This window comes from Paenibacillus sp. SRL342 (assembly GCF_984798905.1).
This window is the reverse complement of sequence record NZ_OZ481790.1, coordinates 682356-709170: the sequence shown is the minus strand read 5'-3', so window position 1 is coordinate 709170 and position 26815 is coordinate 682356. Positions and strand designations below refer to the sequence as shown.

At 37.5% G+C, this 26815-nt stretch carries 13 protein-coding genes and 1 pseudogene; 2 read left to right on the top strand and 12 right to left on the bottom strand.

Annotation, left to right across the window (positions count from 1 at the left end; translation table 11 throughout):
* Window positions 1–69: 69 nt before the first annotated feature.
* From AC4E8D_RS03300 to AC4E8D_RS03270, 7 genes and pseudogenes are all read right to left on the bottom strand, one after another.
* Window positions 70–1953 (bottom strand): UvrD-helicase domain-containing protein, encoded by a 1884-nt coding sequence (locus AC4E8D_RS03300; RefSeq protein ID WP_490205852.1) that lies wholly within the window; start codon window positions 1951–1953, stop codon window positions 70–72.
* Window positions 1950–4055 (bottom strand): AAA family ATPase, encoded by a 2106-nt coding sequence (locus tag AC4E8D_RS03295; RefSeq protein ID WP_490205851.1) that lies wholly within the window; start codon window positions 4053–4055, stop codon window positions 1950–1952. The genes AC4E8D_RS03300 and AC4E8D_RS03295 overlap by 4 nt, the downstream gene beginning before the upstream one ends.
* A gap of 1625 nt (window positions 4056–5680) precedes the next feature.
* A pseudogene (gene tnpA / locus AC4E8D_RS03290) lies at window positions 5681–6086 on the bottom strand (IS200/IS605 family transposase); the annotation flags it as partial.
* 65 nt (window positions 6087–6151) lie between these two features.
* Window positions 6152–7333, bottom strand: a complete 1182-nt coding sequence (locus tag AC4E8D_RS03285) for a Ger(x)C family spore germination protein (RefSeq protein WP_490205850.1) — start codon at window positions 7331–7333, stop codon at window positions 6152–6154.
* Window positions 7330–8430: a GerAB/ArcD/ProY family transporter gene (locus tag AC4E8D_RS03280; protein WP_490205849.1), complete on the bottom strand. Its 1101-nt coding sequence runs from the start codon at window positions 8428–8430 to the stop codon at window positions 7330–7332. Before AC4E8D_RS03280 ends, AC4E8D_RS03285 begins: the two co-directional genes overlap by 4 nt.
* A 27-nt stretch (window positions 8431–8457) precedes the next feature.
* Window positions 8458–10149, bottom strand: a complete 1692-nt coding sequence (locus AC4E8D_RS03275; RefSeq protein ID WP_490206462.1) for a spore germination protein — start codon at window positions 10147–10149, stop codon at window positions 8458–8460.
* Window positions 10150–11704: 1555 nt separating this feature from the next.
* The gene (locus tag AC4E8D_RS03270) at window positions 11705–12601 is read right to left on the bottom strand and encodes an AraC family transcriptional regulator (protein WP_490205848.1); all 897 of its coding nucleotides are present in this window, start codon (window positions 12599–12601) and stop codon (window positions 11705–11707) included.
* A gap of 135 nt (window positions 12602–12736) precedes the next feature.
* Between AC4E8D_RS03270 and AC4E8D_RS03265 the strand changes: the two genes are divergently transcribed.
* On the top strand, window positions 12737–13927 hold the full coding sequence (locus AC4E8D_RS03265) for an MFS transporter (protein WP_490205847.1): 1191 nt from the start codon (window positions 12737–12739) through the stop codon (window positions 13925–13927).
* 208 nt (window positions 13928–14135) lie between these two features.
* Complete coding sequence (locus tag AC4E8D_RS03260) at window positions 14136–17957, top strand: glycoside hydrolase family 9 protein (RefSeq protein ID WP_490205846.1); 3822 nt, start codon at window positions 14136–14138, stop codon at window positions 17955–17957.
* 132 nt (window positions 17958–18089) lie between these two features.
* Here AC4E8D_RS03260 and tnpA (AC4E8D_RS03255) read toward each other — a convergent pair whose 3' ends face one another.
* The 5 genes from tnpA (AC4E8D_RS03255) to AC4E8D_RS03235 form a co-directional block, all read right to left on the bottom strand.
* A complete protein-coding gene (gene tnpA / locus AC4E8D_RS03255) occupies window positions 18090–18563 on the bottom strand; it encodes an IS200/IS605 family transposase (RefSeq protein ID WP_490205845.1) in 474 nt (157 codons plus the stop codon).
* A gap of 1206 nt (window positions 18564–19769) precedes the next feature.
* Window positions 19770–20726 carry a polysaccharide deacetylase family protein gene (locus AC4E8D_RS03250; protein WP_490205844.1) on the bottom strand — a complete coding sequence of 319 codons (957 nt, stop codon included), beginning with the start codon at window positions 20724–20726 and terminating at the stop codon, window positions 19770–19772.
* 184 nt (window positions 20727–20910) lie between these two features.
* Complete coding sequence (locus AC4E8D_RS03245) at window positions 20911–21927, bottom strand: hypothetical protein (RefSeq protein ID WP_490205843.1); 1017 nt, start codon at window positions 21925–21927, stop codon at window positions 20911–20913.
* A gap of 1352 nt (window positions 21928–23279) precedes the next feature.
* Complete coding sequence (locus tag AC4E8D_RS03240; protein ID WP_490205842.1) at window positions 23280–23864, bottom strand: polysaccharide deacetylase family protein; 585 nt, start codon at window positions 23862–23864, stop codon at window positions 23280–23282.
* Window positions 23865–23931: 67 nt separating this feature from the next.
* A complete protein-coding gene (locus tag AC4E8D_RS03235; RefSeq protein WP_490205841.1) occupies window positions 23932–25800 on the bottom strand; it encodes a polysaccharide deacetylase family protein in 1869 nt (622 codons plus the stop codon).
* Window positions 25801–26815 lie beyond the last annotated feature (1015 nt).

The window sequence follows — 26815 nt, the reverse complement described above, 5'->3', positions numbered from 1 at the left end:
CTTCTAACGAATTCATAAATGACAATAAAGCTCACCACAAAATAATTGGGTGAGCATATTAATAACAGTTTAAACCTCTACTATTTCCCAACCACTGCGTTCTAATTTGGCTATTTGCTCTACACTTACATTAGTTTTATTGAATGCTACCCCAACGAAGTATCTAGGTCTGCTAAAGGCCACGTATGCAAGTTTTAACGACTTATTTATATTCGGATCAGTACACAATACCTGATCAAACTCCCCTGCCATATAATCTAAGACATCAGTTACATCTGTACCAGGTAGCCCATCTCTATGGAAGCTAGATTCAAGTAACAAAGTTGCACAATGAGTTTCGCCTTTAACACCATGTATAGTGTTTAAGTTGATCTGAATACCATCATAATCATAAGTATTGTCTTGAACACCTGCAGTACTTGTTTCAAAACTCAGAATTTTTTGGATTTGCTTTTCTAGTCCACTTATTCTAGACAACACATCCTCGCTAGACACTTCGATTGAGTACCTTTCCTGAAACCAATTAATTAACTCTTTTTCAAAATCATTAAAATTCATAGATTGGAAATTCTTTATATTCTTCATCCATACTACCAAAAAAGTGCGTAAGTTTAAGTTAGACGAAAGCGACCTTTTATCTTCAAATTCTTTAATAAATTCCTTTAAACTATGCGCCCCAGAAGAGGATCTATTATTTATTATCTTTTCGTATAACATGCTGTATAACATTTTTTGAAATTCGTATAAACATTGTTTTTGTAGAGATATTTTAGAGCTTAGTTTGAGTCCTTTTTCATACCCCGCATAAAATTGATTTAAAGCAACATGATGACTAGAAACAGCGCAGATTTTCCCACTATCTAAGGGTATCTCTGAATTTTTTTTACTAATTTGCTTAAGGGTCTCCGCATATTTTGAAAGAACCTGATTACGTCTCTCTTCAGAATATACGAAAGCATGAGGTTTTTGAGAAAATATAGAAGGATTCCCTTGCAATATTGGATAAGGAGCAACGCATGTAGTTCTCAAAACTGCAGCTATTCGATCTCCAAAACGGTTACTTAAAGATATCTGAGGTGACGTTTCCTCATCTGGTTTCCACGCATCAGGTGAATCACCATCTAGGTTATATAGTGATTGATACGGATCACCATAACTTTGTACTGTTATTTCTGAGTTATCTTCAGTGATTTTTGAGATGACCTTCATCTGTGGATCACTTGTATCTTGAGCCTCATCAATAAACATATACTTAAATCTCTGACTGAAAGCGGACCTTATTTTAAGTAAGTTTTCATTTACATACCAATCAGCCAAAGTTACTGTATCCTCATGACGCAAGTTTCCGTTATTAAACATGTCAGCTAATGTTTTCAAGAGACTATCTCTATAGTCGTCACTTTTAGTTTCCAATCCAATTAAATTCAAATCTCCACCCTGTATGATTTCTAACATGATTTTAGAGAGTGTTGCTTTACCTGGTGGGTTGTTTCCAGCTTTGTACCAAATAGGCCTATGCACTTCCATGAAACGCTTTCCGAATCTGTCTCTATAGTCTTCATCTTCCAATAAATTAAACTTTCTATCCTTAATAAGTAAACCGTATGCCTTAATTGAAAAGAAACGATTAAAAAATTCATGAATAGTGCCAATAAAATGAGGATATTCAACATCAGAGATTCCTGTTTTTTTTAAACTAGAACGTATTTCATCTACACCAACATTTGTATGTGTAATTATACAAATACCTTGATTAGGACTTTCTTGTTTCAGTTTCTTCATAATGATAGCCAGCTTAGCTATCAGCACAGTTGTCTTCCCACTTCCTGGACAAGCAATAAAATCATTATTGCCTTGAAATCTAATAACATTTTTCTGCTGATCATTAAACTCAAAGCCAGAGCCAAGTAACTGTTCTTGAACCAGCAAAATTTCTTCATCACTTATCCTCATTGGTTATGCTCTCCTTCAGTCACATGATAGATCGCATTTCTAAGATAAGCTAAGTGGCTGTCTTTCAAGAAAATTTCCTTTATCGCTGCATCTCTTTTTAAAATCCGTGCTAAAGCTTGTGCGGTCGAGGCTTTGGATATATTCTTTTTTAATAATGGCTTATATATCTCAAATGCTTTCGACTCTTCATCTTCCAATTCTTCGATGCTTTCAATCAACGCACTTAATTTTCTTTGATTTAAACTTGAATCTGGTTCTTTATATCTGATCTGATGCATTGCTTCAAGTAACTGATTACGTAAGCCACTCAGGGCAACTTCATATTCTAATGTCCAATTTGGAGCAACATATGTTTTAATGTTAGCCTGTAAATTTTCATATTCTTCTGAAATGCTCTTAATTCTTGCTTCTCTAAGAGAAACAATAGTATCTACGTTAACCACTTTAGTAGTAGTTCCCACTATTTCATTAAAATCATCACTTGAAATTTTAGGCTTGTAAACTTGTAATTGTTCCTTTAAAGCTCCTTTGGTTTCATACACATGATTAATAAGTCCTTCTAATTCGCTTGATTCTACATCAAGTTTCTCAGAGATAGTTAAATAATTAACATCATCTATTATATAGATCTGTTTGTCTTTAAACTCTTTATCACTATCTTGTTGCCTGTCAGTATAATAAGCCATTGGCCTAACATCTACATCAGTAACTATAGAAACGGGAATCCGGAGTTCTAATTCTGGAAACTCAGTAAACCATTTTTCTGATCTAGAAAAGATTTTTGCATATCTTTTGAAAGCAGTATTTCCTATATTTACTACAGAAACTCCGTATTTATGTAGTGGCCTATCTATAAGTTCAGCCATTACAGGTAATAGTAAGTTCTCTGCGTCACCTTCAACAAATATTATACCTTTTGCAAAGAATAGATTAGCTTTGGTTGAATCCAAAAAACGCTCCAAGAACTCATAATCGTCTTTATCCAAGCTTGTATTTTCTGAATTCATTGGATAAGCTACACCATCATAAAGTAACAAAGTATGCTCTAGTTGAGTGGAAGCTGCCAAAGAAGTACTGTGGGTAGTAAGGAAAAACTGCCCCCCTGTATCTCCATCCTCTGCGAGTTTTGTTTGTAAGTACTTTACGAGTCTTAATTGTGCTTGTGGGTGAAGGTGAGCCTCAATTTCTTCAATGAGCGTGATGTTAGGGCCAATTAAAGAGATATCCTCATGTAAAAGTAATTCTGCAGCGATAAACAATAAATTTAAGCTCCCTAACCCTGATGGAATCTCATCAAGCAAAAGACTTAGTTTTTTTAGAATTTCGTTTAGTTTTACTGGTGAAATTTTAAACTTAGAATCATACTTTTTGTCATCCCCCGTGGGAATATGAAAAAATTCATCTAAATAATTTTTAAGTTGACTTTTAATAGTTTGATCCGGATTTTCCGTATAAGGAAGTGCAAAATAATCTTCAACTTCTTTATTTGCTTTTTCAAAAGAAAGTTCTAATTGATGTTTCTCTGTAGCGTCTACTTTCCTGAATGCCTGATGATTCTTCAAAATTTGAGCTAACCTAGATCGCATTCCTGGTTTTAACTCATTCTCGGCATCTCTCAAAGGTTTTAAATATGTAGTCTTAAGCAGCTCACGTGCAATACCTTCCAATCTACTTGAAACATTCTCTGATCCTGCTTTAACACTTCTCTCAATTCTTTCTGATCTTCCTAGTTCGCTAGGTATTTTAACAGCGGTAAGTCTGATCTGAAGTTCATATTCTCCGTTAGCATCAAAAGACAACCATTCAAGATATACACCAGCCTCTTCTTCTTTTAAATCTGAAAAAATACAATCAATCTTTAGTTCTGTCGCACTAATACCGTCTCTATTCACATGGAAATCTTCATCTGAAATTCTATAGTTATCGTCGCTTGATGTTCCTAATGTTAATTTAATCGCATCAATAATTGCACTTTTACCAGAATCGTTTTCTCCTATGAGCAAATTAAAGTTTCTATTGAATTGAACAATGATTCCTGGGTCACTATTGGAACCTACCCCATACTTCCTAAAATTCCAAATCCGTAATTCTTTTAAATACATGCTAATCCCCCTAACGGTCTATGGCCAATATATACCTATCATAATTCCTTATTCCTATATAATCTATATTTTTCTGTAAAATCAAGATACATCTATCATAGATGTTTTTAAACTTGCTTTTCTATATAAGTAAAATAGGGACTGTTTTAAACAGCCCCTATTTTACTTATATTTTTTTACTATACAATAATAAAATCCCATTTTCACCAATAAACATCACATACACTCAGAGACCCTTTGAACAATTGAAAAGAATGCATCGTGATGAATAAATATTCATTTCTCATAAATTATGAAAAAGTTTTCTCATAAATTATGAAAACATTATCACTAATTATGACAACGCACAACTGTGCGTTGTCATAATTAGTGAGAAAAACTCATCAAAAAATGCTTATTTATCAATACAAACTTTCATAATGAGTGAGAGAAATTTATTATTCCATTTGAATTGTTCAATGATTTTCATAATGAGTGAGAAAAAGCGCAAAACTCCCTTTGCATCTTTATTCATGATAATGGATAATGTTTTTGCGATATCTAATCTTAATTATACAGCAAAAAAACCACTATCTAGTATTAGATAACAGTTTCAGTTTAACATACTCTATTCATTTAAAATAAAATCGTTTCGCCTTCTACTTTTCTAAAGAAACATAAATACTTAATCCAGATTATATATTATCAAACATACTCAGGTCCATAAGCTAGTTTAACTCCGACTTTTCATTGAATTATTTAAGATATTCAAATACTGTTAAACTTAAAATTTAGTAGATTCAATCTTCTTAAAAGCAACAATTATTAGGCTGACCACAAAAGAATAAAAAAGAAGCATCCTTCGAAATTATATCGCCAGGAAATTTTAACTCCATCATAGAGTGAGTCAAAAAAAACTTGAATGTACAGGCTAATTTAGCGTAGCGAGTGGCCAGACGACGATAATTTTTCACTTTATTGAAAAATTATTCTACTAAATGCCGTTCTCTGTATATAACTCCATCATAGTTGAATTCTCTCGGCGATTCTTCTGCTTGGAATCACTGAAATTGCTTCTTGCTCATTTAAAGCGCTCGAATCGCATTGGTATCATACGCTCGATCGGCCAATACTTGCTTCATCGTCAGTTCCATAGCTTGAAGAAGTTCATAGCCCTTAACGGAGTCATGAACTTATACCGCCCGTTGATTCGAAACGAAGCAACTTGCCTAACGCATCAACAACGGCTTGTATTTTGGTGCTTAATCTATCAGGAACTCCGATCGCGTGGGAACAAATCTTGGACTCGCTACCATTGTTGGGGTATCTTAAGTATGGTCATAAAAATTAACTTTTATACACATAAAAAGGACGGTTCAAGATAGATACTATCCCCAGCACTCTATTTTCGCCGTCATTTATGATACAGTTCACCTCTCATGACCCTGCCTGTTAACTTAATGAAAAAGCTGTAAACTTCAGTTAGATATTTATCTAATCGTTAATCGGAACCACCCGTCCAACGGGTGGTTTGCTCTTGGGGTATAACCCCCTGTTGCCAAACTGCGCCTAAAGACGCTAGCCTGACAGCAGGGCTGTTCAGGCTCAGTGTTATTTGTCACTTTCACTCACCAGTTAAACTGGTTTTACTTCTTTTTGCTCCGATTACTGCTGAATGGATCTTCGTATTCTTTTACACTCAGCTTATCTAACGCTTGATCATGTGCTTCTTGTTCACGAATATACTTTCTTACCGTTGCTTCATTTAGACCCACTGTACTCACATAGTACCCTTCTGCCCAAAACTTTCGATTGCCGTATTTATACTTTGAGCTGAGCATGCTTCTCGAATATCATTAGTGAACTTTTTCCCTTTAGATATCCCATGAACGTGGAGACTGCCATTTTCGGTGGAATCGCTACCAACATGTGAACATGATCGGGCATCATATGACCTTCTATAATTTCTACTCCCTTGTACTTACACAGACGTTTGAAAATTTCGATTAAATCTTTTCTCACTTGATTATAGATTTCTTTCCGTCTATACTTTAGCTCTGCTAACCATAGAACTGTATAATTCTCAAAAATCATCCCCTTTAGTTTAGTACACGGACTTAGTTTAAACTCAGTGTAGAGGCTCCGTAATCCTCAATATGCACTTTCACACCAAAGGTTACTGGAATTGCGGTGAATGTTTCCTCCCAATTATCTTTCACTTTTTCCCATACGGACGGATACTGAATGCGTAGGACTTTGCCCAGATCGGCCACCTCAACATGCATTTTTTTAAGCTTGTCCATTGTATTCTTTACGAGAGCTGTCGCCTCTTCTTCCACGATAGCGGAATATTGATCTAGTTTGCGTTTGTTCAGTTTCTTGATGTTGGATGAGTAGACTTCAGAGAGACGACCTTGCGAGTTGATGTCAACATGAAATGAGATATCATCCCCTTGCACCGTTGCTTTGATTTTACTTTTGAGCGATTTAATCTCATATACGAACTGCTGATCCAAATCATGCTCCTTCACTTTATATATCCCCCCTTGAATGTCTCCTTTTATCCATTGTAAGCCCTCGACCTGGGATTCATTTAAGTATCCAACGTATTTTTGGGTCTTCCCTTTCATTACCCCTGCACCTTTGAGCTTTATACCACCTGGTTCAACACTGACATTTGGCAGAAGATAGCTAGATTCCGATTTTATCGGACCAATCAGATTTGCAAGCGTAACGGGTTTAATCAGCCGGGAGATGCGACCACGATTGTCAGACAGCTCTTTGAGCAGGAAAGCGGGGATTTCTCCGGAAGCATTTTCTTTCAGGATATCACTGGCCGTTCCTGGCGTCACATATACCTGTAGACTAAGCCGAATATCATTATCTGCTAAATAAAAATCCAATAATTCATCCATCTTGATTTCTTGCAATAACCTGGAACTGATCACAATCGTCTTCAAATGAAAGCCCGCTGGTGAATGGTTTGAAAGATAAGTCTCCCTTGTCATCTCCATAATTGAATCCCCAGTCTCCACTTTGTTATAAAACTTTTTCCCATGAGAGTTGTTAGACTTAGCTCCAGCATCGGGCAGAATATATTGCACTGTTCTTTGAATCTTCTGTCTTGTAGGGTAGCCAATTTGGTCAGGGGTCCTTCTGTTTTCAGGTTGTACTATGTCGTAGGCAATTCCTGCCTCAAGATACCGGTCTTCAATAGGTAAACTACTCCAGCATCCGGTCAGTAATATACCTGCTCCAGCCATCAACAGGGCTATTGTGAAATTTCGGGAATTAATCATGTTGATTTTGACCTCCAGCCCGAAATGAGAAGTAATATCAGAGAAAGACCAGAGAATATAAAGAGGTTCGCTTTTCCTATGTATCTCCCCATTTCAAATAATTCGTTGATATCCCGCGGGATGCGGGACACAATCAGCATAATGGGCAACAAAATACAAAGACTTCGTGTATAAGGAATCTTCATCACATGGGATAGTCCCAATGCTGCACAATAAAACGCGATACTAAATGTGGCGAAAATTTCCATCATCCAGATCGACAAGAGCAAGGATTCGAATCGTTCCAACGGTAGATTCTCTACTTCTACGCTACGTGTGAGGTCGAAAAAAGGCCAAACACGGGTCACAACCCCTTCCGCAGTGAATGAACCAATGCACAGTACAGTTGCTGTCGTGTAGAGAATAAAGGCTGTGCCGATTCCCCACCCCATGATACGGACTGCTTTTTCAGGCTTTTCCATTTTGGCTAAAATGAATAACATGATTTCGCTCCCACTAAATGCCAAAGTAGTCGCACCCATACCATGAAAGACGGGCGACAAACCCTTGGATAAAAAAGGACGCAATGAACTAACGTCAAAATTTTTCAGCCCCAGCAACAATATTAGAATGTAGATAGAAATCGTAATCGGAACAATGCTTTGGCAGACTTTTGCGATCACATTCGTACCCTCCAAACACAAGTACAAGGAAACCCAGATAAATAAGGCCTGAATCGCCCACCATGGTGTACCTTCTAGTAGAAAAAACGATGTCACTTCCTCCATCGCCCGCATTTCATAACTTCCCAAATGAATGTAATACGCGATTACAACCAGACCAATGATTTTACCAACCCATGTACCAACAATCTGCTGTACATATTCATAGAAGTTCAATCCTGGAAATTTTCGGCTTAGCAGTATCATCATCCACGACAGAACCAACATTACACATCCTCCGAGAGTAACGGATAACCATGCATCTGCACTCTTAACGACATATACGACTTCTCTGGGCAAAGTAAAGAGCTCAACCCCAACAATAAAAATAATGGCCATACTTATGCTTTGTAATGTTGTAAGCTTGTTTGAATCATTCAGCCCAGATGCCATCATGGTTCCCCCTCATTGTAATTGTTTAGTTTAGCTCTTGCGTTTCCGGTCCTTGGTCTGTAACAGCCATGGTCTATACCGCATGAACTGTAGCGGAGCACGAATCAAGTAATCTTTCCATCCCTTAATGGAGGGCGAGACAGTCATCTCTAAATAGGGAACGCCAAAGCTTTTCAATTTCAACATATGGATGACCAAAAACAGAAAAGCCATGATCACGCCATATAATCCGAACATCGAAGCGACGAACATGATAGGGAAACGTAATAAACGCATGGCAATTCCGGCACTGTACATAGGTGTAGCAAAAGAAGAAATGGCAGTCAACGCAACGATAATAACTAGTATAGGACTTACAATCCCAGCATCTACTGCAGCTTGTCCAACAATCAGCCCCCCCACAATACCCATGGCTGGACCAATTGGCTTCGGTAAACGCAGTCCCGCCTCTCGCAAAATCTCAATCGCAAGTTCCATAATCAGTGCTTCAACTAAAGTGGAGAAAGGCACACCCTGCCTCGTCCCGATGATTGAAATCACCAAACTAGTAGGAATAAGTCCCGGATGAAACGAGATAAATGAAATATAGATGGCTGGGGCAAATAGCGAAATCAAGGTCGCTACAAAGCGTAAGAAACGTATAAACGAACTGGGAATCCAACGTTCATAATAGTCTTCAGGTGATTGTAACATCATGGCAAAGGTCACTGGCATTAACAGGGAATATGTTGATCCATCCAAAAGAATCGCTACCCTTCCTTCCAGTAATGCCCCCATGACCCTGTCCGGTCGTTCCGTGTTTTGAATCTGAGCAAATGGGCTGAGGAAATTATCTTCAATTAATTGTTCAACATAACCTGACTCCAATACTTCATCTACATCGATTGCACGTACACGCCGTTTGACTTCCTCGACCAGTTCGTGATTAGCGATATCCCGAAAATAAATGATCATCAATTCTCTCTCGACTCGAGTACCAACCTTGAAAGAGACCATCGCAAGTTCATTGCTTTCCCCGTGTCTACGCAGCATTGCCGTATTGTCACTTAACACTTCCGTGAAGCCAATCCTTGGGCCCCGTAGAACCGATTCCGAGACAGGCTCCTCAATCGATCTTGATTTTCCCTTTGACGTTCCCAGAATTAGTGCCCCTGAAACCCCTTCTAGCAAAAGGATCACTGAACCAAACAAAACCTTGCGTAAGCTCGGAACGACCTCCTTTACAAATTCAGTCTCAGATACTAACAATAGCTGTTGATCCAGCAAAGTTACCAGCTGTTCAGGAGTCAACGTATCCTGATTTAGCGGTTTACTTGCCCACTCCAGCATCGGTTTCATCACATTTTGATCCAGCATCATCTTATCGGTTAAACCATCCACAAAGTACAGGACGGCACGACAATCTATGTTGCTTAGATAAAATGTCCGCTCATTAATATCATCCATATCCAGAGCAACCTGTTTAAATCGTTTTATATTAGCTATATAATTATCTGTAAATAGTAAATCTTTATTAGCTGTAGCGGTTGAGACAGGGCTGGGATCAACCGACTGCTCTTGTGCAGGGGGACTCTCCATTCTCTGCTTTCGCTGGCCCAACCTTGCATCTGTATGCTTGAGCTGACGAAAGAGGCCCATAATGAACAGAGGTACTACCGTTAAGCATACTATGCCCAACCAGTCACCTCGCTCAGGTACATGATCCAGTATTTGTTTCCACATCATCAATCAGTTCTCCTTACAATACGTCCTGTTTCCAAGTAGAATGATCAATATTCTAAATTTTATGCATCACTTCCCAAATGTTGAATACTCTTCATGGTATTGGCCTAATAAGTCATGTGGTTGATAATGTAGTACATGATGCCCTGTGTATACACTTTCAAGCCGTCCACTATGATCTTGTGTTTTTGAAATCCCTGACTCTTGTAAACTAGCGTGCTTATTGGATTGGCAGAGCGTTAATTACTGAATAGGTTACCGTTTTAAATGCTTAGGAGGAGATGGTCTTTAAGTTATCATACGAGTCCAAGGCCATTTGGGAGTTATCGATACAGTTCTTGTCTTGGATCAGACAAAAACTGTATCGATAAACAACAAATAAGCCGCAAATAGCGACTTTTTATTAGGAATATGTTCTCTGTCCCTCGATAGAAGAATACGAATTTTGTCCCCCATTATTCCATCAACAATATGTTGTGATTCCCTAATAGCGACGATTTCTAAACCTCGCATTCTTTTGATTCGGCTTTAATCTCACCCTTATAATCATTAGATTACTCACCTGTAAGCTTGGGCGAATTGTTCATCGGTTCGACTCCACTTACCTACGTACCGATCGCATTAGGGTTCGCTTCAAGCTTGCTCCTCATGCATAGTGTATTTTTTGTGCTCAAGGATTAAATATGCTAATTCCTCTAATCTCTTTGCTATAGTTCTTTGCAACTCATCTAAAGGGAAATCTTTAGATTGCACATATTTAGTTAAAGTTTCAGGACTGACAGGCTGGAAATATATATCAGTATATCTGTAAGCCCGTGCCTCTTTGTCTACTTCAGTAATTTTTGGTTAAATGCATTAGTCAAAATGTCTATCATTTTCTGAATATAATGCTCATCCAACTCTCTCCATCTCCCTTTGCTTTAGAATATAAATATTCTCTGATAATGAGAACTTTATATACACTCACTCAAAAGTATGTTAAATCTTAGAGAAAATAAATACACTCTTCACTGGGTTTGAGGAGCCTTTTTTCGCTTAATGGTAAGTCCATGCATTCTAGCAGCATTAGAATATACTGTCTTTATCCCGACAATAGGAGGTCGATTCAATGACAACATTTCTTGATGCAAGAACATCGCAAAACGCTAGTTTAGCCAACTCCCGTAAAATCTCCCTGCTTTTCTCAAATTCCATAAAAAAAGATCGAGATAACTCCTCTCGACCTCTTTCTACTCCCTATTCAATTATAAGATTCCTTGCACAATCCTACTTTCATTTCACTTCATACACCCTTTATCCTCCAGCAACTTCACGATACTATAATAGAAGACCCAAAAAAAGATCTCCGTCACTGTAGTTTTAGTGACGGAGATCTTTTTTTGGGGAAATTATAAACTTGAGCCTGTCTTAATCTCACTTAAGGGCATCTTTCACTGCCTCTTCGCCCCCTGCTGTGTCACTTTCTCTTGACTTACTCCGGCACGCATGCGAAAAGGTTCCTTTCTTAGAACTTAAATTCGGCAAATCTATACCTTTCCGAGTAATGAGACTCGTCCTAGTTAAGAGGAATGTCTGCATACTTCCGTATATTTTGTGGAGTAACTCCAAATGCTCGTTTAAACATACGATCAAAATATGCAATACTATCAAATCCAACTTTAAACGATATATCGGTAATTGTGAGTTCAGTATGAAGTAATAGTTCTTTTGCCTTATTCAATCTATATTGAATTAAATAATTGATAGGCGAAGTAGCTGTTCCATCTTTAAAACAACGTAGTGCTTCACTTTTACTGACTCTAGCTGCAGATGCAATATCGATCAGTTGTATTTTATTGCTATAGTTTTCATATATAAATTCAAGCATTAATCGAAGTCTTGATTGAGTCATGATTGCATTTGTAGACTTTGATATCTGATTACAGGCATTGTTATGCAAGTAAATATTTCTCCAGATGGATGAGAGTAAGATATTCAAATCTAATTCTTTTGTTGCTTCCTCGGAATTAATCAAATGATATGCCTTTTCCAACAATTCTAGTATCGTCTTTTGCCATAGAACATCGCTCCTCAATTTAACAAAGGCAGTCTGCGATCGTAAAATAGGCCATACGAATTTCTGATAAAACATATGATTACCTGCTGAGATCATTTCTGGAGCAAAGACCAAATTGGGAATCAGAGCTTGTTGCTCTGCTGTATAACCGTGAATAACTCGAGTATTTATAAAGACCCCCTCCCCAGGATACAGTTTTACTTTCTCATCCCCGATCCAATAATCCACCACACCTTTCCAAACTGTAGCTAATTCTAATTCATCATGCCAATGACGATTTACCGTTTGATGAGCATAATGTTGAGTTTGGTCCAAATAATACTTAATGGGAAAACCAGAAGAACTGTGGGAAGTTACCTCTCTAAGAGAACTGTCTATTGGGACGACTGTTTGCATTGTTGAACCTCCCTAATTTGCGATATTGTACAAAAAAAGTATGTAATAATATAAGAAATAAAATGATTAATACGATATATTATAACTTATGTAACTGAAGGGGAGAACTCTTATAAAGGTAATGGGGAGTAATTTATGGACAAATCGAGTAATCAAATCAATGTTCTCAATATGAGCAAATGGAAGAACTCCATGTTACTTTTATTTGCTTTGCAGGGTATGGCTTTCTCGTCATGGACTTCTAGAACACCTGAGGTGAGAGATATTCTCCAGGCCTCTACTTCAACAATGGGATGGATCATACTAGGCATTGCATTAGGCTCTATCGCTGGTCTCATATCCGCAAGCTACTTCATTAAGAGAGTCGGAGCTAAAAAAACGATATTTTGTAGCAGTATTGTGGTTTCCGCTGGACTGTTTGTCTCTGGTTTAAGCACTCTGCTTGCAATGAATGTTTTGGTATTTTTAGGGTTATTCATTTTTGGAGTCGGGTACGGAATTGTCGATGTAGCTATGAATGTGGAAGGTGCAGCCCTTGAAAGGAGTGCAAAAAAAACATTCCTCCCTGCACTCCATGCTTCTTTTAGCGCAGGAACATTAATAGGCGTCGGAATAGGATCAATAGCCATTATCTTAGACATTCCCATCTTCACTCACATTATCGCCGTCTGTTTCATTTTGTTGATTACACTCTATTGCGTCATAGATCATCTCCCAAGTCACACAGGTAAAATAAAGCATACGGGCGAGGAAATTACCTCTCAACCAAAAGTTAACCTATTTAAGGATACCAGACTTCTGTTTGTAGGTATCATTGTTATGGGTATGGCTTTGGCCGAAGGTGCAGCAAATGACTGGATTCCGATTCTTTTTGTTGATGCGTATGACGTTACACACTTGGCAGGCTCTATCTTCTATGGCATTTTCTTAGGCGCTATGCTGATCGGACGAATAATGGGCGGTAATTTACTAGATCACTTTGGACGAGTTCTCGTACTAGCAATATCTTCACTTCTTGCAATAGTTGGCTTAAGCATAGTTATTTTCAACACTGATCCGTATTGGGGTTCAATCGGTGTCTTCTGTTGGGGAATCGGGGCTTCACTAGGCTTTCCTGTGGGCTTATCTGCTGCAGGTGATAATCCTAATGGTGCAACAGAAAGAGTAGCATTCGTTTCTACCTTGGGGTATCTGGCATTCTTGGTCGGCCCTCCTGTCATTGGAATTCTAGGTGAATCCTATGGTCTTCTAAAATCGATGCTCATCGTATTGGTTGCTGTATTCATTGCAGGTATCTTTGCACCCGCTGCCAAAAAACAGTCATAATTTATCATGATTGTTTTTTGGCACTAGGATTCCTCAGGGGTGAGAGTCAGACATAGAATCATCAACTTTTTGAGAGGTGTCAATCCCGATCATTTAAGCCTGAAACAACAAAATATGGAATATTCATATGAAAACACATCTGAATATTCATGTATTCTATTCTATTTATTAGTGCTAAACTACAAAAAAATCGAAAGGAGATACTATTTTGAATAAGATAAAGCGTGTGAGTATCCTCCGTAAGTTGACTATTTTCTCCTTAAGTTTTGTAACCGCTTTAACGTTTGTGAGTCCCTCTTCTTTTGCATCTACAGAGCAGACCCCCTCAGTGAATCACCTTCCTCCAGGGGGCGACAACTGGAACACACTCCGTGATATTGAAATTAAAGAAAACGCATGGGGTAGTGGAACAACCGTTACCAACGAAGTCTATAAAGAACAAAATGCTCGTAAAGTTGTAACGAACGATTATTGGTCAGACCACTTAGTAATTAATGGCTGGCAATCCTTCGATTTTAGCCCTTATGAGAATGGAACGCTAGAATTCGATGTTGTCGGAGCAGAAGGAGATGAAGAATTCCGGATTGGATTCCGGGATGTTGTTCACGAAAGAGTAGACGGTAATGGTGAATTCTACAAAGATAACGACCAGAATCCTGAAGAAACAAATATCGATGGCCAAGTGCAACTTAGCGAATACACTTCTCTCACTACAGAGTGGCAGCATGTATCCATCCCACTCAAAGATATATTCAACAGTGATTCCCTCTTCGATGAAAGTAAGATTCAATTATTAAAACTTTCCGGAGATAATACGCCCATTACCTTCTGGATTTCAAATATTAAAGTGACCTCACCGGATGTAGAACCAAGCTATGCTCCAATAAAGGTTAATCAGGTTGGTTACCTTAGCTATGGTAATAAGTATGCAAATATAAGCGGTTACTACAATGAATTGTCCACAGATATTGGCACACCCTTTCAGGTTAAACGAACCTCTGATCATAGTATTGCTTACTCAGGGGAACTATCCCTCGTAGCCGCTTATGACGAATTATCCGGGGAAAAAGTATTCGAAGCTAACTTCTCGGACCTAAACGAACCAGGGAAATACTATATAACGGTCGACGGGATAGATGAGTCATCTACGACTTTCGAAATTGGAATGAACGTATATGAAGAATTGTTGAAAGATGTACAGAAATTCTTTTATTTCCAAAGGGCGAATGTCGATCTGCTTCCGGAACACGCAGGAAAGTTCGCACGAACCGGATTACATAAGGTAGATGCCAATCTTCCTCTTCAGTCCGACCCTAACCAGCTTAAAGATGTTTCAGGCGGATGGTGGGATGCAGGAGATACCGGAAAATATGTAACCGCAGCTGCAACTGCAGTATCTGATTTGCTCTGGGCCTATGAAAGATTTCCGGAGCAATTTACAGACGGTCAGTTGAACATACCAGAAAGCGGAAATAACATCCCTGATTTAATAGATGAAATCAAATTTGAAACCGATTTCTTTCTGAAAATGCAGGATGAGCAATCAGGCGGATTCTATTCATATATCGTCAGAGAACCTGCGCCGGAGCGTTATATCATTGATGGCACCGAAGAGGAAAGTATCATCCCTACAGCCCAAACTGCTGCAACCATCGGAGCTCTCGCACACGCTTATACGGTATTTAAGGATATTCCGGGTATGGAGCAATACGCCGATACTCTACTCGACTCTGCTGTGAGAGGCTGGACTTATCTCGAAGCGCATCCGGAATTCATCGCTCAGCCAGATGGTCCTTATAATGACGATGATGATCTCAATGATCGCTTCTATGCTGCTTCCGCATTGTACAGAGCTACAGGCGAAGAAATCTATAACGATTTTGTAGTGGTCAACCATAAAGCATTTGCAAACAAATTCAATACGACTGATTTCTCTCACGGAATCGGAAGTATGGAATTAATCGGCTTCTATCATTATTTGAGTGGTCCTGCACCAAGTCAAGAGGTCAAGGACTGGTTCATTCCTAAATACAAGGATTGGAGCAGAATCGTCATCGATACAGCTATAAATCAGGCAATTTGGCATAACTCCACTAACAAGGGATTTTACTGGGGAGCTAACTCGAATGTTGCAGGTGTTGCCGTGAGCCTGGATATTGGAAACCGAATTATTGACAATTACGATGAGCGCATGCTTCAGGTCGCCAGCGGCAACTTGAACTATCTACTCGGAATTAACCCATTACAGCTCAGCTTCATTACGGGTCATGGAGAGAACCGGGTTCACACAACTCATCATGTCATCTATATGAGTGACTTTATTAAAGAGATGCCCAACGGCTATATGCCGGGAGGTCCGAACAATAATGGCAAATACAATTTCCCAGCCAAAGCATACAATCAGGCAACCGTAGACTGGGAGAGCAATGAACAAGCGCTGAACTATAACTCACCACTGATTTATTTGACCGCTTTGTTGAACAATGTGGATAATAATACATTCCCTGAAAGTATTCAGTTGGACAGCAAAGTCGGAACATTGTCGGTTGGTGAAACATCCAACATAATGGCAACGGTCAAGCCAAGCAATTCTACTTTTAAAAAGTTGCAAGTCACTTCAAGTGATACAAGCATTGCCAAGGTCAGCCATGTCAATTACAAAACAGAAACGGGTGTCACTGAATTTACTGTAACAGCTGTAAATGTAGGGAAAACAGTAGTAACCGTACAATCATTGGATGGAAGAGTACAGGCGAATTACGTAATAGAGATTGTCCGTGGCAATAGCTCTTCTAATCCATATCCATTTCCCAACCCTAACCCAGATACTGGCACAGGTACACTTCCCACTTCTACACCGGCGAAACCCGGAAGCAACACTTCTCAGACGATAAACGGTTTGGGAATCAAGACAGATCAGAATGGAATAGTGGCATTAACCCACGAAAACTTGGAGAATGCTGCAAGAAAAGCTGTAAACGGGAAGATTACGATTGGGGTGGAGACTTTAAGAGGACTAGAGAAAGTCGAGGTACATTTGCCTGGAGATTGGATTCGAACGGTTGAAACCTCTTCTATTAAATCTGTTTCTATTCAATCGCTAGGAACTACCGTTGAATTGGATTCAACTTATATTAAAGGTTTATTTGAGAAGAATGCCAAACAACTATCGGTTAGTATAGCGGTAGCATCTCCAGAGACGCTTTCAACCGAGATCCGTACACTGCTTGGCGACAGCCCAGTGTATGACTTCTCACTAGGTCTAGACAGTACTCCTCTTCAGTGGTCGGGTCAACCGGTCACCTTGAAGCTACCGTATATCCTTGAAGCCGGATTCCATCCGAATCAGGTGGTAGTTTACAATGTGGATGAAGGTTTGCATATTATCAAGTATTCTTCTTACGATCAAAAGTCGAATACAATCCATTATAGACCCGAGCAATTGAGTAAGTATTCAGTAACTTTTAACCATGTTGGGTTTACCGATATCGGTTCCCTTCCGTCCGCAACAAGCGATGCCGTTCGTGCCATTGCGGCCAGAGGCATCATCACAGGGAAATCCCCCGAGACATATGATCCGGCTGGAAAACTCACCCGAGCTGAGTTTGTACAGATGTTAGTGAAGTTCTTTGATGCTAATGATGCTGCCGCTGTCAGCCAATTTTCAGATGTTAAAAAAGATGCTTGGTATTACACCGCTGTGGCCTCAGCCGAGAAGCTAGGAATCGTTCAGGGTAGAAACAGTAGCACGTTCGGAACGAATGATATCCTGACAAGACAAGAGATGGTTGTACTCCTCCACCGCGCACTTCTTGTAACCGACCACTCTTTGCAAGCGACTGAACAGGAATTATCGCTTTTCACCGATCAAGTAGATATCTCTGAATATGCTCAGCACGCTGTCACAGATCTGAAACAAGCTAATATTCTGGATGTAAATCCGAGTGGAAGCTTCGATCCTAAATTACAAGCAAGTCGTGCAGAAGCCGCAGTCCTGATCTATAATCTCCTGCTTGTTAATTTGAAGTAAATGATGTTCAATTAAATCAGGATCACCCGTCCAACGGGTGGTTGCCAAACTGCGCCTAAAGACGCTAGCCTGACAGCAGGGCTGTTCAGGCTCAGTGTTATTTGTCACTTTCACTCACCAGTTAAACTGGTTTTACTTCTTTTTGCTCCGATTACTGCTGAATGGATCTTCGTATTCTTTTACACTCAGCTTATCTAACGCTTGATCATGTGCTTCTTGTTCACGAATATACTTTCTTACCGTTGCTTCATTTAGACCCACTGTACTCACATAGTACCCTTCTGCCCAAAACTTTCGATTGCCGTATTTATACTTGAGCTGAGCATGCTTCTCGAATATCATTAGTGAACTTTTTCCCTTTAGATATCCCATGAACGTGGAGACTGCCATTTTCGATGGAATCGCTACCAACATGTGAACATGATCGGGCATCATATGACCTTCTATAATTTCTACTCCCTTGTACTTACACAGACGTTTGAAAATTTCGATTAAATCTTTTCTCACTTGATTATAGATTTCTTTCCGTCTATACTTCGGGGTAAATACAATGTGGTATTTGCACATCCTCTTTGTGTGAGCTAGGCTATAGCTCTTGTTTGCCATCTAAGACCATTCCTTTCTTTTGAGCCTGAACATCTCAATTTTATCGGAATGGTCTTGGTGGTCAAACCCTCGATCCCTCCACCCGCATAGCGGGTGGAGGGATCGAGGGTTTCACGCACTCAACTGGCTAAAGCCATAATCAAAAAAGTCGCTGTAATAGCGACTTAGAATGGAACAATGTTCTTGTCCCCCGACACTATTATCACCTCAAGGTAGACAGTAGAAAAAGAGAGCGTGTTGAAATGGACTAAATACTGAAAAATCGGAGGGTTCTTCACTGTTGTTTCAAGTTCTCTAAATCTTACTTGGCCTTCGCTTATTTGCCCGAAGACTCGGCACCCTCTTTTCCCTTTTGCAAAGCTTTTTGAAGATGTAACAGGCAGGATCCCCAATGAAAGAGGAAAATAGCTTATTAAAAATATGTCGATTTAATAAGCTATTTTAAGAAAGGCTTTTAACGTCATAATAATCAATACTTTTTGCTAATGGGTTGAAATAGATGAATAAGCTTCTTTTAAGATCTCATAAGAGCGAATTTTTATCTCTTGATAATAAATGAAAGAGCCAACCATTAATTCATCTGCCTCATACGTTTTTTAAGAATCAATCAACTGTAATGTAACGCATCTTGATCGCCACTAATCGTTATACCCATTTGTGATGCAATTTATTTTTGCTCAGCAGGGTCTAGGTTTTCAAAAGATTTGTTATGACCAGTACTTGTGTTCAGAAACTGTTGAAACATTTCTGCGAATAATATTTCAACTTCTTCATTCGTATCAGCTGCAATAACATTAAGACCTAAGATCACATATGTTTGTCCGTTATATCTCGTCAGGTCGGGAACAGATCCAATCGTAAACCGGCACTTCCTTTTTTTCCTCTAGAGATTATAAAGGAGAGCTGTTTAGCTGGGGACCATTTCAATTCTTTTGTCATTTGATTCTTTTCCCCTCGCTATACTTGATTGATTTCCCCGCTCATGTGTGGAAGAATCGCCTTGAAGATTACCTTTACAATTATAATTTCTCTTTGTAGGATAAATTAATCAATTAAATATATATTAAAAATTACTTAAATTCACGATATCAAAGCTTTAAGTGAAGCTAAGTTATTCAACAAACGAGTTCATTATTATGCTGAAGAGCAGATTAGATTATGATAATTATTAAGTATGATAACAATGACTTAATGATTCCCTGGTGTCTATTTCATCGTCTTGAAAATGAATCCACTGTCAATGAGATAATCGATTATTTCAGGTAAAGCTTTTGCAGTCTCTTCTTTACCATAAGTATCATGCATTAAAATCATGGCTTTTTCTCTTCCATTTACGGTTCGTTTCAGTTCGTTAAATAACTGTTTTGCATTTTTTGGAGATCCATCCGCATCCCCAGTTAAGGTGTTCCAATCTACTTGGTGATAATCATTTTTTTCCAATATTTGATCTAACTCTGCCATACCGCTAGGATCTTTCCCCCCCCATGTCATTCTTCCTCCTGGTAATCTAATCGTTCTAGTTTTGAAATCCTTGCCAAGAATTTGTTCTATCGTTTTTTCTGTTTCTTTTATTTCACTCATTATATTTGTAACATTAACCTTTCCATTAGGGTACAACTTATCATAATTATGCGAATACGTATGATTACCAATTTGATGCCCTTCCTCATGTATTCTCTTCATTAAATTTTTACTTGTATCATCACGATCAATTGATTTTCCTAGTACAAAAAAGGTCGCTTTCACATTCTTCTCTTTCAAAACCTCTAATATTGTCGGCGTAACTGTCGTTGAGGGACCATCATCGAAAGACAAGTATGCTACTTTTTCACCATTTGCTCCCTCAGGCATTTCTCCTCGCATTTGCTGGTTTAAATATTTCTCTACATATGCTACGTCTTCTTCTGTTTGATTAAACGTCAATTCACTATCTTCTGTTCCTTCGGGTGCGGTGTTCACTTTTACTTCTGAGTCTTGCTGATTTCCCATACTATAATCTTTGGATATTATAGTTAAAGCATGTTCATTCGTTTCAGTTCTCGGTTCTTTCACAGTTAACATTCGGATCACAAATAAAAGGGCTATTATTATACTCACCATTAAAAACAATCTAATTACTTTTTTTCGACGAGATGAAGACCTAAACTTCATATTTTGTTTCATATGTTCCACCAGCTTTTCTTTTCTTTTCTTTTCTTTTCTTTAAACTAATTAACTAGATTAACTATAACAATGAGTTGTATCCCCCCATGGGTGTTATGTATCGAAAATGTAAAATGTTTTAAATCTCTAAATATCTCAAAAAAAGTGTACTAAAAGCAACTAGTTGCTTTTAGTACACTTTCAATCACCATACATTAAATGTAAATCGATACAACTCGCTTTTTTTAATTGAAGTTTCACTTATGAAGAGTTCGTTATCCATCCAAAATATTTGGTTGAAATCCCGAATATTGAAAAAAATTGTAGTGTCACTTGAGAGCTTATCTTCTTTTAGATATGCTGCGTGTAACTCATTTTTGTCCCGATGACTGCTCAGCACTTTAACATATGCTACTCTAGATTTAACACTATCAAGATCAAAGCCAGATATTTTCCCATCAACTAATAATTTATAGTCGTTATGAGACGGCTTGTACAGATACAACCCTTCAACGCCTTTTACCACGCCTGAAAATAAAATGTCATTATTATTCATAATCCTAAATTCTTCAATATAATCCGCATTAGCTAATACTACATCTTCTTTACCAGAATTTAAAGGATATTGATATATAGCATCTCCTTCTCCATTATAACTAACTGTCATATATAAATTTTGATTTTCATCAACGAATGTAGTATCAGCAAATGCTATCATCTGATACTTTGTGAGTTGCTTTAGCCTTTTTTCTAATTCTCCAATAGTAAAAAGAATTTTTCTTTTATTTGAAGAAATATTATATTTATAAAACTGCTGATTATCAAACTCTAAAAACTGACTCCCTGAAATCAGGGTACGAAGTCGTACATTTTTCTGCTCTAACAACTTTGTTTTTTGACTCTTCCAGTCATATTCATATGTTCCTAAGGTTTCACCATTCTTCGCGTATTTATTATATAGTATCTTCTTGTGATCCGCAGTAAACTCCATACCATAATTAACATTGGTGTCAATTTCTTTTGCTTCACCACTGTTCATATTCAGCATAGAAATCTTGATGCCTGAATAAGAAGGGTGCATTTGATTGACCAATACTGTATTAGAATCTGCTACCCAGATTCCATACATCGGAAAATCATAACTTTGTTTTAAAACACTATCTAAACGAAACGCGCTATCTCTTGTTAAACTCGTGTTTGTAGTTAGTATTTCATCAGTCATAATCACGAGCTTCGTTTTTGAATTGCTTTCCGAGAATAAAAAACTGATTGTATAGAGACCTAAAATAAATACAAATAAAAGTATTGTAAGAACAATTAGGTTATTGTACTTTTTTACGCCGTTTATTATGCCCTGCATGACTTATACGGTTCGAGCGTTATTTCAAATTCGCTACCTACCCCTATTTTACTGGTCATCTTTACCTTACCCCCGTGTTAATTAATTATATTTTTTACAATAGTGTCCTAGTCCTGTACTTCCCTTTTCTGAAGAGGTGATCTCAGGATTCCTGTAATAAGGTTCAAATAATGCCATCGCCCTGATCACGGATTGTAGTTGTAGTTGTAGTTGTAGTTGTAGTTGTAGTTGTAGTTGTAATTTTAATTTTATCTTTAACATGAAAAGACTTAACAAATATAGTTGAATTCACAGTTCCAAATTTAATAGAGTTATCAAGAATATTTATAAAAACTCATTTAATCTATCTTTATTACCTAACTAAGAGATCCCTCTCGATCTCGGTAACTAATTTAATGTTATGCTTTGATGGATAGTTCTTCACACGTGTCTTGTAGGAGCACTGACATATCCATTTTCTCCATCGCATACATTTGATTAGATACAGCTGACACAGATCTTTCGAGGATATCTACAACCTTCGCATTCACTCTGCGACTTTCATTAATAATATAAACTATACCTTTTTCAATGGTTTGACAATCCGTATTAATTAATCATTTCTTTTTCGATTGCCCTATACATGTTATTCATACTGACTTTTTTAAAGATGACTAAAAGGGATGCATAGCCCACAAACATGATGATGGTAAACACGACAACCATTCTTATCTGAATAGTCCATCTCATCTTTGTACAATACCAATGTACTTATAGTCCATACTGATAACAGCTTTGTTGTTTGAATCAACACTAATCTACCATAGTTGTAACGACTACCTTCATAACGAATATCTTGTAACATTGTTTAAAACAGATTTCCTTATTTTAAAATACTTAATTACTGGCCTTTCAGCCTAAAAGTACAAGTCTACTAAAATTATATGTAAGAGATGTAACCATCTTTAGAATTTTTGTATCTAAGTTGTAACATTCTTAAAATCATTTTATCCAATTAATGAATTGTAATGCACAAAATATAAGCAGATACAATTCAATTACTCATTCCTAATCCATAAACGGACCAATGTGTCTTTATCCTTTGAGAGCCGACAATTAACAGAATTCGATCAAAGACAGGTGCTATTATCATAATTCATCAGCTCCAGTATTATCTCTCAAAAATAAAAAAGTGAAGGCTCGCTGATCACAGAGTGCTGATCAGCAATCCTTACTTAATTAAGAAGTTGAGATACAGTAACAAAGGAGTAACCCTTGTATTTGTAGCTTTTAATTACTTTATTCAAGAGTTTAATATATTCATTGCGATCATTTCCATGAGGAGACACATCTACTATCATTTTTTTATGAGTATGCTGTTGAATTTCTCCTATAACATCTTGAGGTGATATATTGGCTGTAGCAAAAAAACTTACAAATTCGTTATTTATGAATCCATGAGAGTTCGCTATATCACTACATATCCTAGCTTTAATCAACGCTATTTTATCATCCGTATTTTGCGATTTTGAACAATAAACTAGTTCATGTGCTTTTCTAAAGGAAGTTTTTATGCTATTGAAGTGGTCAAACCCTTTTTCATTATTCGCATAAAAAGTCCCAGTAAGTTCATATGTCTCTAGGGTCCTCATTATATCTTCTATATAGTTAGTACTTGCTTCATGATTAAAAGTTATAGCTACGACTCTATTCGTTAAGTTAAAATTAGTATTTCGGTTCTCAACGAACAAGATAATTATCATAATTGCCGAGCAGATAAGGAGTATGACAATCATCAAGCGAGATAACAATGCTTTCATATTAAAACCCTTTCTGCTATAAACAGATCATATCCATTTGATATACTATATCCTTAAGCTATTATCTTCATTTGTTTACTTGTAGCATCATTTTGATAATCTCCAATCCGTAAGAGGAACTAGGTGCCCAGGCACCTCCAAGTGATTCAATTGTAGGGGCAGTGCCCCAGAGATATGAAAAATGTCTTGGATCTGATGTGTCAGTCTTTGGATAGCCCGGGGCACCTGCATATAAAGCTAAATGATCAACTTGTGCTCGGACACCTTCTTCCCAACTTTTAAATTGTTGATGCGCTCCTGGATCTATATCTGTCCCGCCTTCTGTAGTTTTAAGTCCGGCTGAGTTCAAAAATGTATCATCTAAAACCCCTCCAAATTTACCAAACCCTGTTTCTTTGGCAGATTGAGCATATACGACCAGTGGATCTACACCTACCTTAATCGATTCTCTCCATATAATATCTGCCAAACTCACAAATAATTCTGTAGCTCCTTTAGATTTAGCCCATTTTTTTGCATCAGACACAGAAGATCTTGGCACAGATAAGATCGCATACGAATTCATAGGATTTTCGATAACATTATGATTTGAATCGGTTACGGTATTATCAGTAATGATTACGCTATTTGCAGCGGTGTCCCAAGTTACTTCCTTTGTCACAAGTTCACCTAAGTATCTTAAAGGGACATACGTTTTACCTCGAATAATGAGAGGACTTGTATCCCATACAATCTTCTCATTGTTAATCAAAACTGAATTGACTCCAATTTGCATATGAACATCAACTTGATCATTATTCAGAGTTATTGTCTTCGGAGTACTATTTTGATTCCAATTGACTTTCAAATTTAAAAACTCTGCAATGAATCGCAACGGTACCTGTACTCTATTGTTCTGATCCATAAATGGTTTTTCATCAGGAAAACTAATTTTTTCCTGATTATAAACTAATTGAACCTCTCGCTTAGTATCGGAAGGAGGCAATGAGGAGCTTGGTGCCGTTGGTGATTGATATACAGTTATATACTGTGCATTGCCCCATCCACTCCGGCCGTCAGATAACTTAATGCTGTACCAGTCACCCTCTTTGGAAATTATTTCAAGTTCAGTTCCTTGGAAGATTTTAAATTTGATAGGATACTCCAACCCTTGACCTGACCTTACGTTCAGTACATCTGCAGTAACCACACCGGTTTCTTTCTGATTTGTAGGGGATGGAGAGAATTTGGATTCACTTGACAATCCATTCAACTCAGATAAAGTGACAAAGCTATAGTTTTGGGATTTATAATACTCAATTATTTGAGGAAGAGCTTTTACTGTTTTTTCTCTATTTCCTCCACCGGAATGCATTAATAAATTGATTTTAGCACCTTTATTCGATTTAACAATTTGAAGAACATCGGATACCGAATTTTTAGTCCAATCCAACGTGTCCACAGTCCACAACGACTGAATCAATCCGAATTTTTCAATTTCTTCCTTCACTTTTGGGGATGTTGCTCCATAAGGGGGACGCATGAATCTAGGTACAACGCCGGTACTATCATGAATAGCTTTATTTGTAAGACTTAACTCTTCACGAATTTTGGTTGTACTAACTTTGGTCAAATGGGGATGACTCCAAGTATGATTTCCTAGCTCATGACCTGCACTTGCAATACGTTTCATTGTGTTAGGAAAACGTTTCACTTGCTCACCTATGACAAAAAAAGTACCTTTTATTTGGTGTTTACTAAGTATATCTAAAACCATATCAGTATATTTGCTGTCTGGGCCATCATCAAATGTTAACGCTACTTTTTTTATATTTGCTGTAGTGCTACTTTTTGAGCTCGCTGCTGTTTTTTCCGTCACAGATGCAAAGATCATAACCATTACAAACAAAATATAACCAATTCGTTTGAAAGTGTGATCTCTATCTCTAAATCTCATTTTGAAATACCTACTTTCAGTTATATAGTTTAGCTTTACTGAAAAGTATAGGTAACAGATGTATCTAAGGTTAGTTCTTTTGTATCCAAATTGTAACAAAAATATTAATAATCCGTAATCATCAAGTCTTGATTTCAACTAAGTCACTATAGTTAAAATACAAAATAATAAGTGATACTAAGATCTAAAATCATCAAGTTATGAACAAACCTCTGATTCTAACTTAAGTCTAACTAATTAGCACTACGCTCTAGATTCAAATCCAGTCCAATACTTCTAACCTCAGGTGAGTCTCTTAGTTGATGTATACTGTTCTTTGTCATAATCATATAGTATATCTGCTTTCATAGTTATGCGTTTACAAATTAGAATAGGAATAAATAGTGAGCACTTAATGCCCTCTTACATCTTTCTCTATAGAAACCAAACTTTCCCACATTTCGAAACTCACAAAACAGTAATATGACAAGATTCATAATGTACTAAAGTACAGAGTAAAAACCACTTCAAAAGAATCCCCTTAACTTAGGTTAGGTTCAATTACTTGAAGTATTTTATCAGTATCACGTTAAAGATACACTGTTTGAGATTTTTAATTCTGCAGATAAGATGGATTATTCACCTAGAAATTTCAATCGCCTGCGATTAAAGGTGCATTCAGAAAATATGAGTTGAAGTTTCTTCAAAAAATGGGCGACCTCTCCCAGATTAAATCAGGAAAACAGTCGCCTCTTAATGTATTTTTTTATTATCTATGTCGTAGAGCTATTATCAATGATATGTTACTTATTTATTAGCACTTTTACGATAATTTTGCTTCTCACTCATATCTGATTTTTTTATTACCATGTAATCAGTTTGAAGACACACCCTAGTTGAAGTTGAATTATTATCAAGGTAATCCCACGTTCGAAAATTTAACTAACAACATCCTATTGAGGTCTCTAACTAACTCCAAATCTAATATCTACTACCGATATATCACTTTTTTCAAACAACAAGACATCACACCTAA

Coding starts and splice junctions, on each gene's coding strand:
- AC4E8D_RS03300 (WP_490205852.1), bottom strand. CDS start 1,953: ATGAGGATAAGTGATGAAGAAATTTTGCTGGTTCAAGAACAGTTACTT.
- AC4E8D_RS03295 (WP_490205851.1), bottom strand. CDS start 4,055: ATGTATTTAAAAGAATTACGGATTTGGAATTTTAGGAAGTATGGGGTA.
- AC4E8D_RS03285 (WP_490205850.1), bottom strand. CDS start 7,333: ATGATTAATTCCCGAAATTTCACAATAGCCCTGTTGATGGCTGGAGCA.
- AC4E8D_RS03280 (WP_490205849.1), bottom strand. CDS start 8,430: ATGATGGCATCTGGGCTGAATGATTCAAACAAGCTTACAACATTACAA.
- AC4E8D_RS03275 (WP_490206462.1), bottom strand. CDS start 10,149: ATGTGGAAACAAATACTGGATCATGTACCTGAGCGAGGTGACTGGTTG.
- AC4E8D_RS03270 (WP_490205848.1), bottom strand. CDS start 12,601: ATGCAAACAGTCGTCCCAATAGACAGTTCTCTTAGAGAGGTAACTTCC.
- AC4E8D_RS03265 (WP_490205847.1), top strand. CDS start 12,737: ATGGACAAATCGAGTAATCAAATCAATGTTCTCAATATGAGCAAATGG.
- tnpA (WP_490205845.1), bottom strand. CDS start 18,563: ATGGCAAACAAGAGCTATAGCCTAGCTCACACAAAGAGGATGTGCAAA.
- AC4E8D_RS03250 (WP_490205844.1), bottom strand. CDS start 20,726: ATGAAACAAAATATGAAGTTTAGGTCTTCATCTCGTCGAAAAAAAGTA.
- AC4E8D_RS03245 (WP_490205843.1), bottom strand. CDS start 21,927: ATGACTGATGAAATACTAACTACAAACACGAGTTTAACAAGAGATAGC.
- AC4E8D_RS03240 (WP_490205842.1), bottom strand. CDS start 23,864: ATGAAAGCATTGTTATCTCGCTTGATGATTGTCATACTCCTTATCTGC.
- AC4E8D_RS03235 (WP_490205841.1), bottom strand. CDS start 25,800: ATGAGATTTAGAGATAGAGATCACACTTTCAAACGAATTGGTTATATT.